This window comes from Klebsiella grimontii (genome assembly GCF_900200035.1).
GTDB lineage: Bacteria > Pseudomonadota > Gammaproteobacteria > Enterobacterales > Enterobacteriaceae > Klebsiella > Klebsiella grimontii.
Map to the genome: position 1 here is coordinate 75,925 of NZ_FZTC01000026.1, position 10,633 is coordinate 86,557.

Genomic DNA, 10,633 nt, shown 5'->3' on the forward strand with positions numbered 1-10,633 from the left:
TATGGAGCGTAAACAGGTTTCCCGGGCATCTTTGCTCAGTATGAATTCAACTCAACCTAAATATATTTCACGCGCCAATAAGGCGCTGAAACAGTACGGCATTGATGTTGACGATGAGTCCCTTCCGGAAATACTGTCGCGATATGCACAGAAGCTTACCGGTGATCTTTATAAGGTGTATGCCCATGACACCATTGAGAGTCTGGATGTGCTGGCCCGGACGCTGTCCGAATTTTTTATCATACGGTATGCCGTCACCATCGTGACGCACGACGATAAGGAAGTGTCTTACAACTGGTCAGTCTCGCAGGGCCCTTTCACCGGCTGGCTCAGTCAGCTGCTGGCCGCCAGCATGGCTAAGAGCCACAGGGTTGACGTCCAGATCGATACCAATCAGGAACGCATGGCATTTATCCAGGTTAACTCAGAGCGGCTGGGATGGTACCTGTTACCCGCGTTTGTCGATATCTCAGGATTACTTTCCCTTTTCCTAGACATGCCTGAAAAGGTTGAATATCAGGTGATGCGCCGTAAACGAAACGGCAAGGTGCCCGACATCCACCAGCATGACCTTGGCATTTTCGAAGAGGATGCCCTTATCTCCGGCCTGAAAGAAAAGTTACTTTTATGGAGCGGGAACCTGTGCGATCCATCTGATGAATACACCTCTCTTTTCAACCGGGTCATTGACCTTTCAATCCTGGGCAACCGCCACCAGCCATCGATGTACCGCAAGAGCTGTATTATTCAGTCGGTTCTCGATGAGTTCTCCGCGTCGGTATTGTCCCTCCCCGTCCGGTTTAATGGAAATGCATTATGCGCAGTGTGGACCCCCTGGTCTGAGCCGTTTAGCCAGTTCTCTCGTTTACGTCCAGTAGATGAAGATACGGTTTATATGCCCTCCCCGGGCCAGGTGCGCTGGAAAAATGCAGACGTGCACCGAAAAGTAACTTTTTCTCTGATATCCAGGTTGATCGCATCAGATGACCTTGCCTGTTCGGGCATTCTTCATGGCTGGAAGAATCACTACCTCGACAGAGCAACGAACATCCGTCTGGCTACCATCTGGACCGGACTGTTTTCCGATTAATAACAAACCTGCAGGTGAATCTAATGGCTGAAAAAGATATGGCGGCGCAGCGCATGACGATGCTGCGCTTTGGGTTAGGGCTGGGTCTGTTGATTTATTTTCTGTTCAACGTTTATCTGGAGGACACGAATACCCTTTATAAAGATATCAGAGCGGAGGTGAACGCCAGCAAATCGCTTATGGATGTCAACAGATGGCAGAAAGTGACCCAGAATACGGAAAAGACGTTTAATTATCTCTTTGTAGAATTAAATCTCACGAGTTACATAAATAAAGTTCTTTTACCCGAGGATGATAAAACAAAACCGGCGAAGGGGATGAACCTTGCGGTAAACAAATTCATGAGCCCGAGCTATACCGCAGCCCGAAACATCCCTCTAATGATGTACCAGGCCATTTACCGGTGGTATCTGCTGGTAGGCTGGTTTTTCACATTCCTGCCCCTGATGATAGCCTTAGCACTGGATGGTTATTACCAGTGGAAAATGAAGAGATTTGTTTTTGGTGATGTTACAATTCAGCTCTACCGCCTCTGGTTCCGCTCGCTGACGATAATCGGCGTGTTGTTATTTGCGTATCTGGTCGTCCCTAACCTGAATTTATTCTACGGGCTGACACAGTATTTCCCGCCGCTTGCTCTGGCGTTGCTTGCTATTGCCATTAACCGGCTTCTTGCGCATTACCAAAAACTCATGTGAGGAAATATATGTTCAAAAAAAGGCCACCTCAACCTGAAACAGGTTCTGTTCAGGATGTGGTATCACGTGAAAGTAAGAAATTTTTCCGTTTGTATAAATCGCATGTGTTATCAAAAATGGTCCTGACAATAATTGGTATTGGTTTTGCTGGTTATAGTGGCTGGTCCATGTATCAGGATAAACAGAAGAACGGGAAAGGCGCGGACCATATTGCGGTCATCCGTATTCATGGTGAAATGGGAACAGGCACCCCTACAGGTGATGGGGTTATTATTGCCCGTGCTTTACGCGAAGCGTGGAATAATCCCCACGCCAAAGCGATTCTCATCGATGCCGAATCTGGTGGTGGCGGCCCGTCTGACGCCATCAATATTTACAGGGAAATAAATGCGCTGAGGGCATCCCTTCATGGGGCTCCGGGCATCACTATAGATAATTCAGGCCAGATTGAGTCATCGAATAAAAATGACACACAACCAGCGCCAGCCGACGAAGTTAAACAGGCACTCCTTAAAGCACTGGGGACCGGAAACGGAAAATTACCAGCAGCAGCCCGTGACGTCAGACCGATAATCGTCAGCATTAAAAATATGTGCGCCTCTGCCTGTTATTACGCCGCCTCATCGGCAGATGCCATTTATGCAGATCCTAACGCTATTATCGGCAGTATCGGCGTACGTATGGACCACTGGGATGTGTCCAGGATTATGGATCGCCTTGGCGTGGCTAACGAACCGTTAACGGCCGGTGCCTATAAAGCATCCCTTGACCCATGGCGTCCCATTGATGACGAAACCAAAGCATTTCTGCATAGTGAGTTGCTCGACAAAATGCATGAACAGTTTATTCATGATGTCGAATCTGGCCGCAAAGGAAAGTTACTTTCCCGTGAACAGGCGGATAAAGAACTGCTCTACACAGGGCGTTTCTGGCTGGGTGACCGGGCGAAGCAGTTTGGCCTTATCGATGATACAGCCACCAGCACTGAGGTGCGTGAACGGCTGAGCATCGTCTATGGCACCACACGTTTTCGAGACTATAACGCGCCAAAAGCCACGTTAAGCAGCATGCTGGGGCTGTCCCTGGACGTTAATCTGAAAGAGACGCTGTCCGGTGCGTTGAATCCCACCAGCCCGGTGAGGTGACGATGGACCTGACCACGTTATCGACCATCTTTCTGGTGTTCGTCATGCTTATTCTGTCATGCATTATTCTGTGCGTCTGGCCGCTTATCAGTAACATGTTCAGTGAACAGCGTACGCGTAATGCCCTGAAAGGACTATTGGCCGATCTGGAGGGAAGACTCATATCAGATGTTACTCTTCCGCTGAATTCATCGCAGACGACACAGATTGACCATATATTTATCAGCACGAAAGGGATCTTCATTATCGAAGAGAAGCATTATGCCGGTGACATTTACGGTGCCCTCGACGATAAATCATGGACGGTGGTGTACGGCTACGGTAAAGCGAAACACAGGATGTTGAATCCGTTCCTCCAGAATAAAACGCACATATCAGGCGTATGTCGGGCTATTAAGAGGGATGATAAGCACATCATCAACGTCGTGTTACTGACCGGGCGCAGTAAGTTCATGGCGGACCCCGTACCGGAGTGGTTGTGCTCTAATTGTGATGACCTTGGGAACAAGTTCAACTCGTACGAGGCAGAGCCTGTTTTTAGTGTGGAGGAAACTGGCTGGATCGAAAATGACCTGCGTAAAGCTATGCTTCCCCAGACGCTGCTGACCGACCTCGGGCACGTCTATTCACTGAAACTGAAACACCGGCAACCCATATCCGTACCGCACAGAGTGACCTATTTTACGTTACTGACAACCACCCTGTTCTTCCGTGCGCTGAAAAAGTTATTTTCACGTAAGCGGTCTGAAGTCATCCATAAACAGTACCGCGAATAGCGCTACCCGTTTCATCATCAGATATAAACAGGGCCACCAGCGGGCCCTGTTTAGTTTATATAGTCAGATGCCGGTGGGTTAAGGTGAGGCACCGACTGCCAGGCGTGGATCATGTTGACCATTTGCTCCGCGATCCCCATTGACTGGTTTAGCCGGTATGCCGTCCGGGCCACCATCCTTTTCTGATGTTCATCAGATTTCACATCCACCAGCCTGAAGCGCCACCACTGATTGCCGCAGTGAATGACACATATATCAAACTCGGCATTGACCACTGGCAGGTAGTGACGGAGATTCAGATCCTGCAGAAGTGAATACGCCTGAGGCATATACCGTCCATCGAATGAGCCCGCCCAACGATACGTTGCGATGAATGGCGGTGAGTCCAGAGATTTAAGAAATGTCATGTCAGGTCCACCAGCAGCTTTACCAGTCTCTTATTATAAAGATTCAAATGCCTCCTCAAAGCCCCCTTTTTCACCCGGGCAATAAAGTGACTTTCGCCCGCTCCGGTAAAAGTGACTTTTATCGACATCGTAACCAGGTCTGGTTCCATATTTAGTGCGAGTTTTTGGTACCGGTACTTTGGGTGGATGGTCAGCGACAGGATTAAGGTGATCGGGTAATCATAAACAACCAGGAATTATGAGGCGCAATGATGTGACTGCCCCGGTGATTAAAAGTGACTTGTGTCGAAGTATACAACACGTGGGATGTGCCGTGGGTTCGCAGGCCCCAAAGGTGGGAACAGTAGCTGCGACGTCTGAAGCTCTGCACCACCTGCTTAATGACGCCAGGGAAGCCTGCTCACCACGGCGAGTCCTTCACAAACCGGCTGACTGATATCATCGCGTTATTCTCTACATACCAGTCCACCAGCTGTTTGTCGTTCATCCCCTCAGGGGTTTGCACAACAGCATTGTCCGGGCCTGAATGGACCTCGGCTACCAGTACCAACCCTATCGTGCCAGCAATGTCCCTGAGAGCGGTAAAACGGTGTGCCTGCTCCACGTCAAGGTCAGCGAAGCGTACGCCGTTCAGAGAGGCGATAAACGGTAAGAATGACAGATTGCTTTTCCGTCCTGCTCCAGACGCTGGGGCATCTGGTAATGCAGCTATCTGTTCGAGTGATAGTGAATCCAGGCCCCGATTGCTGTGGGTTAAGGGCAAAACCAAACATCCATTATTTTCTGATTGCTGTTCATTTTTCATGTTGCCTGCCTTTCGTTGCGGTCTGATAGAGTGGTCACTATACAATACGCTTTCGTTGAATTTACATTCACGTAGGTGACGTATGAAGCAGGACTCAAATTATTACTTCTTAGATCCATTTTTTTTCCCCCGAAAAGCGAAAAAATAAATGAGGGCTGTCGTAAAAGAGCCACCCAGCCAAGCCCAAAAGAAATCCCAGGAAAAAAAAGTTTTATCCCGGGGACTGCCTGTTTCTATAGAGTTTAGCACTGGGTAGGTTTTAGCCTTCCAGACCAGCTCGTCATACTCGTTTTTTGTCAGACGAACATAGTTGTCATCATCGGGTTCGGAGACGTCGGAACCTTCGACTAGGGCACTGGCCTGCAATGTGCCGTTTTTATCAGCAGAATGCACCCACGATGTGTCCGGGCTTGCGGCCTCCGCCTGTGATAAAAGCGCAATACAACTAATAGCCAGGAGTATTGTGTGTTTTCTCATTACGTTAATTTCCATTCAATAAGACGATCATCCAGTCCATCCACCAGCAGCAGCAGCAAGGCAAAGGTTTATATCCATGACTCAGAAAGTTACTTTTGCCTTATGAGTCCGGTGCCATGAAGTTTATGCCCCTAGAAAAATTCGTCTAAATTCATCGACACCTTAACACCAAGCCAGAGCACGTTTGCTTGTAATGCATAGGCGGATAGCTTAATGAGCATCCCCTCCTGCATAAGACCTTTCAACGGTATATTGTTCATATCACAAAACAAAGTGACCACCAGCAATACATAGAAGAATGCTAAAGGAAACGTTCTGAAAAAATATACTGTCATTGCCGCAAGCCCACGAATTACGTAGAGCGTACTCATGACAAAGGTTTGAGTACGAGAAGGTGGTTCCTGAATTTTGATATTCATGTGAATGTCTTTTTGTTGGAGGATGGATTTATTATGCTCAGGTGAAAAGGTTAACCAGCATACCCAGCTCGATTAACCCACTCCACACTTCAGATAGTCGGGCTGACTTCTTTGTACCAGAGTCGGATTGCCTCGAACCTGCTGGAAGTGCTCGCCATGGATCCTGAGACTTTAAAAATAGTTTCAACTGATATAACGTCTATGTTTTTATCTTCCAGCCATTTATTCATGTCGATGGTGGCCTGCCACTCCCCCCTGTCAAAGGTTTGTCTGTCATCTCTGAAATCATGAAATTTAATGCCCATATTTGACTCCTGAAAAAATAAGTAATCATTAAAAACGCGAATGACTGTCTTTCAGCATTATACATAATCATATTGTCTGTCGTAGCCACTGGTTAGAGCATTCAGCTCATTTCAGGTTTTTTTATATCATCGCCCATTCATAATCACCCTGGCATTTCAGGGTTAGTATCCGGCGGTAGATAAAAGTTACTTTTCTCTGAATGCCTGCCCCTGGTGACTGCCAACATCCACCAGCAAAACCAACATCATCGATGTGATGATATCCCCCCCCTTCGGGCCCAGCACAATGGCATTCTATGGGCGCGCATGAGCCGCTACTGTCAGCATTAACTAACTATTCGAAAAGTTTCTGAGTTACTGAAGAACATTACTGAAGCCGATTATTACGTTTTGCGATTAACTACATTTATCGCCACCAGAAAAGCATTTCAGATTTACTCCATCCGAATATCATGACCTGTTGTGATAATATCATCGCATATTCACCCATCATTAATAGCGAGCCTACATGGAACACAAAAGCGATCGGAAAGAATCATGCCTCATCCCTACTACTTCAGATGATAAGTTTGTATTTATTCTTACACTCACATTGACACTCATCTGTTTCGCCATAATATCTGCCTTGACCTTTCTGGTCTCAGATGAAGAAATTAAATCCCTGAGGGTCTGGTTTTACATCCCTTTTGTATTTTTCTCTTTTGTATCCTACCTCTCATATTGTGCCTGGCGTGGTTCAAGGCCGAAGAAGCCATGAACAAATTAATACTGTCCCTTCTTCTTTGCGTCCCACTTGCGTCAGGCATTTCTGCAGAAAGTGACCCTGATGTCAGACCGCCAGAGAAAAAATAAATAATCGCATTATATGAACTGTCTCCGGTAATCGGATTGATTATTTCTGATATTGCCAGTGTGCGTAGACATAATTGCAATGACACAATGACCATAAAACGTATGCAGGGCACACTGGCTAATGATGTGTTTGTGTGCGACACACTGAGACGGAACGCGGCAGATCGTTCATATATGGACTCAGAGGCATACCGGGCCGAACTGAACCGGAACTACAGGCAATGCCACTAAAGAGCGCCAGCTGTCGTGCTGTGCGCTTCCTGAAGGCTTTTTACAGCTGATACCAAAGACTGGCCCTCTGGCGTAGAGATAGCGTACCCCGACGTTATGACGTCATTGAGTCCTGGTCGTCTTGTTGCCTGTTTTCCGTCCACCGTCGACAAAAGTTACTTTCTTCGCCTGAAGATTCATTATTGCTGTGTACCCGATAACCCGTAATTTACCAGGCATTATGAGCTTGCAATCACTTAAGGCGGATGTCCCTTACCTCACTCGTATTTATCCAGGCATTATGCAAACTCATACCGGCCCAATGATGCCGATCATAAATAGCTTTTCCTCTGATTGTGTTTTGTTTACCCCAGTCATCCTTTCCGGCCACTGACATTATCAGGGATGGTTGGCATTATGTTTCTGTGTCATATTTCGGCCCGGTGTAAAATAATCGGTAAGTGGTGCTGACCATGATGAAGTTTTTAAAAGTAGCAGGGATATCTGTTTTAGCGCTGGCCGTGTTTATAGCAGTGCTTATAGCGTGGTACTGGCTGGACGCCCGTGCGTCTCTCCAGGCGGATATACGCGCCTGCCCTTCAGTGACGACAGAGCAGGCCACAGCCGCCGTTTTAAAGAATGTCCTGTTAAATGGCGAACGGCTGTTTTCGAAGCCCCATTTAACTCAAAAGGATGTGATCATTGAGGAACGAGGGGTGCAGGTAGGACAGACCGGCACGCTGGTACCGTTCAGGATTGACGGCGTAACTGACCGGCGTTACTTCGGTATGACAGGTTGCGCATCGCTGGATGCGGTTGAATACGCCACGGAATATTTTACAGAGCCCTGACAGCGGTATGGCGTTTCACGCCCGCTCTGCACGTCATCATTGCGTCAGATCCTTCAGGTAATGTGCGGGGTGCCTGCCAGTGTGAGCGAAAGTAACTTTTCCTCTGATTGCCTTCATCACTTCTTTCAGAAAACAGTACATGACGATTGAGCAACCTGCATCAGTACAAGGGAAAGGATCGGATACGTGCGGTCAGCCACTCCCCCTTACCCCCCTCTGTGCCCGCGAACACTTTTGGTCGTTTGGAAAAATCGCAATCAGAAGAAAGGTTCCGGGTTTCTTGGGTGATCGGCGTGCGCCAGTTGGCCCGCCAGGTGCTTTAGCTGGTTTGGATTGTACATGCTTGCCCCACCAGCTGACCGTCATTCTATCCCCATGTCCTCGTCAGCGTTAAAGGCGATCGCCTCTTCATCCATGAACGCCGGATAATTAAACTCCTCCACTGCTTTAATAACGTCCGGGTGGTTGCGCCAGTATTCATCCACAATACCGACGGATAACTGTTCTGCTTCCTGTCGCAACTGACGAGCGGTCTCATAGTTGTCCCAGCCGCTTTCGTAGCTGGCTTTCTCGTAGAGTGCCTTCTGTTGCTCTTCAATTCGGCGGATTTCCTCCAGACTAGCAACGTGCCCGTACCATTCCAGGTTGCAGGCATTACCGGCAACCACTAGCCGTTCATTTTCATCCCGGATTTCGATCGTTCTTTCATAAAAGCTGACCGGTCCGCAGTCTCTGCACATCCACGGATCATAACTATCCTCTTCCTCCCCACGTTCGTTCCATTCACCCCGCATAGCGGCTTCCTTTGCCCGTTCCAGCGCATCTGCCACGGTCTGGGCTTTACCCAGCAGGAATGTCCCGTCAGTGATGTAGGTGCCTTGCATCGGGTCATCTTCAGGGTATTCCACACGCCCTGTTACATAGACACTGAACCGATACTGTTTCTCTTTCTGATTGACCAGATAGCTTTCGCGTTTTGCTGTCGCCTCGTCCTGATAAAATGCCAGGGATTTTAACGGAAATGGCATATCCCTTAGCCATTCATCGCGGGCAAGCCGTAGAGCCAGACGCTCGACGTTCGACGCAAGGTCGTACACTGCTTTACTTGTGATAGCCCCGCAGCGCCTGAGTAAGCGGACACATTGTGCAGCGGATTGCCTGTGGCCCCCAATCATGCTGTAAAATTTATCTTCGTCGATATCGATTTCCGCCCGACAGATGGCGTCATGCAACATGAAATCGCCCTCGTGTTTTGCCAACTCCACCAGCGTGGTCATAATATTGGCAAACACATCTTCATTCTCTGCAGCAGTGATTAATTGTGTTGTAGTCATTTTATTGTCCCTGTCTTTAACGTTGCGGCGCTCCCTTAAGAACACTCCGCTGGCTGATAACCAGGATAGCAATTAAAATCAACGCATCAAGACCCAAAATAATTAACGAATCATACCGTTCAAGGGGTACGATGAAGGGTTTAATATTGAGGAACTATGTCTGTGTGATGACCTCAGCCTAAAAAGTTACCTTCCTGTTTATCTCAGGCCATAATTTTGCACTGTTTATGGACTGTGTTATTTTATCGAACAGTTATCTATACTAATAAACTGTCAGTGTCTATATGCCCAGCAATTACCCCCCCCCGGATAATAATAACCAGTCTCGCCGGGTGGCAGTGGTCGGACATTTCTTTTCCTGATTGCAGTTTTTTAAATAATAAATTAACATAACGGAAATTGAAGCATCGATGCATTGATTTAATCATTTATCACCCTGAATATTATTGTTAATGTCGGGTTTCAGGGCGGATTAATAAATTTCAACTTTACCCATAGAAATGTGTTATTACTAACGGTATGACTTATGAGGGGTCCGGCATGACACTTACGGCATATTACCAGTTAAAAAACACAAAAAATGCAGGGCTCGGTATCGAATTGCTGGATAGTGAAGCTGCTGCCTTTATTGTTCTGGAAGAATGCAGTTATGAAAAACCGAATGAAATTGCCCGCTACGGACACAACGGTACAGCTGGCGATCGCTCGAACGCCTTCAGTTGCGCGATGAATAAAGCGCTGAGCTCTCAGAATTACAGCGGCGCAATGTGTGATTACAACGTTTACGAAGAAACCGCCTGAATCTTCCTGTAGTAGCTGTGTGTAGTCTTTGCCCGCCACTGGTGGGCTTTTTTTTGATTTCCCCTCCCCGGTCGTGCGGTTTTTTAATTGGTATCCGGGCAGGAAAAAGGGGCTACCAGCGAACCGGTAACCCCTTCATAAAGCGCTTCAGGCATGTCAGATCAACCCAGCTCCTGAAAAGGCGGGGTTTCCCCCGCCTCCAGGTTGCTACTTACCGTTGGATTCGTAAGCCAGGCTTGCCGCGACCTCCCTGTCCCCGTCCTTTAGCCGGAGTTCGCATAAGCGGTTCCGGGTCAGGCATGTGAATATCAAGAGCGTGATACACACGATTAATACGCACCAGATAAGGGCGTTTCGCGGTAGTTTCATGGTTTACTCCTCCTTGCAAATTGCACGGTAAGAGGCCATACTGGTGTTGACTAGACATACAGTGGGCCTCGGGTTGTACTGACCCCAAAAAGTT

Annotated in this window: 13 protein-coding genes and 1 pseudogene; 6 read left to right on the top strand and 8 right to left on the bottom strand. The window is 47.8% G+C overall.

Features of this window, described 5'->3' with window-relative positions; genetic code table 11:
- Position 1: 1 nt before the first annotated feature.
- The 4 genes from KOSB73_RS24460 to KOSB73_RS24475 are packed head-to-tail and all read left to right on the top strand — an operon-like array spanning position 2 to position 3,709.
- Positions 2-1,090, top strand: a complete 1,089-nt coding sequence (locus KOSB73_RS24460) for a hypothetical protein (protein WP_064371194.1) — start codon at positions 2-4, stop codon at positions 1,088-1,090.
- A 23-nt stretch (positions 1,091-1,113) separates the two neighbouring features.
- Positions 1,114-1,788 (top strand): IncC plasmid conjugative DNA transfer DtrJ family protein, encoded by a 675-nt coding sequence (locus KOSB73_RS24465; protein ID WP_077268330.1) that lies wholly within the window; start codon positions 1,114-1,116, stop codon positions 1,786-1,788.
- A gap of 8 nt (positions 1,789-1,796) precedes the next feature.
- On the top strand, positions 1,797-2,933 hold the full coding sequence (locus KOSB73_RS24470) for a S49 family peptidase (RefSeq protein ID WP_064371195.1): 1,137 nt from the start codon (positions 1,797-1,799) through the stop codon (positions 2,931-2,933).
- A gap of 2 nt (positions 2,934-2,935) precedes the next feature.
- Positions 2,936-3,709, top strand: a complete 774-nt coding sequence (locus tag KOSB73_RS24475; protein ID WP_064371196.1) for a nuclease-related domain-containing protein — start codon at positions 2,936-2,938, stop codon at positions 3,707-3,709.
- 50 nt (positions 3,710-3,759) lie between these two features.
- Here KOSB73_RS24475 and KOSB73_RS24480 read toward each other — a convergent pair whose 3' ends face one another.
- The 5 genes from KOSB73_RS24480 to KOSB73_RS24500 form a co-directional block, all read right to left on the bottom strand.
- On the bottom strand, positions 3,760-4,038 hold the full coding sequence (locus tag KOSB73_RS24480; protein ID WP_009653251.1) for a hypothetical protein: 279 nt from the start codon (positions 4,036-4,038) through the stop codon (positions 3,760-3,762).
- Between the two features lie 478 nt (positions 4,039-4,516).
- Complete coding sequence (locus KOSB73_RS24485) at positions 4,517-4,921, bottom strand: hypothetical protein (protein ID WP_042927814.1); 405 nt, start codon at positions 4,919-4,921, stop codon at positions 4,517-4,519.
- 102 nt (positions 4,922-5,023) lie between these two features.
- Entirely contained in the window at positions 5,024-5,413 is a 390-nt protein-coding gene (locus KOSB73_RS24490) for a hypothetical protein (protein WP_133116577.1), read from the bottom strand.
- 116 nt (positions 5,414-5,529) lie between these two features.
- Positions 5,530-5,817 (bottom strand): hypothetical protein, encoded by a 288-nt coding sequence (locus tag KOSB73_RS24495; protein WP_064371197.1) that lies wholly within the window; start codon positions 5,815-5,817, stop codon positions 5,530-5,532.
- An 89-nt stretch (positions 5,818-5,906) separates the two neighbouring features.
- Positions 5,907-6,122, bottom strand: a complete 216-nt coding sequence (locus KOSB73_RS24500; RefSeq protein ID WP_009653220.1) for a hypothetical protein — start codon at positions 6,120-6,122, stop codon at positions 5,907-5,909.
- A 1,535-nt stretch (positions 6,123-7,657) separates the two neighbouring features.
- Between KOSB73_RS24500 and KOSB73_RS24505 the strand changes: the two genes are divergently transcribed.
- Entirely contained in the window at positions 7,658-8,035 is a 378-nt protein-coding gene (locus KOSB73_RS24505) for a hypothetical protein (RefSeq protein ID WP_042927811.1), read from the top strand.
- A gap of 362 nt (positions 8,036-8,397) precedes the next feature.
- Here KOSB73_RS24505 and KOSB73_RS24510 read toward each other — a convergent pair whose 3' ends face one another.
- Positions 8,398-9,369, bottom strand: coding sequence for a hypothetical protein (locus KOSB73_RS24510; protein ID WP_009653249.1), 972 nt, complete (start codon positions 9,367-9,369; stop codon positions 8,398-8,400).
- A gap of 540 nt (positions 9,370-9,909) precedes the next feature.
- On the opposite strand from KOSB73_RS24510, the gene KOSB73_RS24515 reads away from it, so the two are divergent.
- Positions 9,910-10,170 carry a hypothetical protein gene (locus KOSB73_RS24515; RefSeq protein WP_009653224.1) on the top strand — a complete coding sequence of 87 codons (261 nt, stop codon included), beginning with the start codon at positions 9,910-9,912 and terminating at the stop codon, positions 10,168-10,170.
- A 207-nt stretch (positions 10,171-10,377) separates the two neighbouring features.
- Here the strand turns inward: KOSB73_RS24515 and KOSB73_RS24520 are convergent, their stop codons facing one another.
- Together KOSB73_RS24520 and KOSB73_RS31210 are read right to left on the bottom strand one after the other, a co-directional pair.
- A complete protein-coding gene (locus tag KOSB73_RS24520; RefSeq protein WP_223256846.1) occupies positions 10,378-10,500 on the bottom strand; it encodes a type I toxin-antitoxin system Hok family toxin in 123 nt (40 codons plus the stop codon).
- A pseudogene (locus KOSB73_RS31210) lies at positions 10,445-10,597 on the bottom strand (DUF5431 family protein); the annotation flags it as partial. The pseudogene KOSB73_RS31210 and the gene KOSB73_RS24520, both read right to left, overlap by 56 nt.
- Positions 10,598-10,633 lie beyond the last annotated feature (36 nt).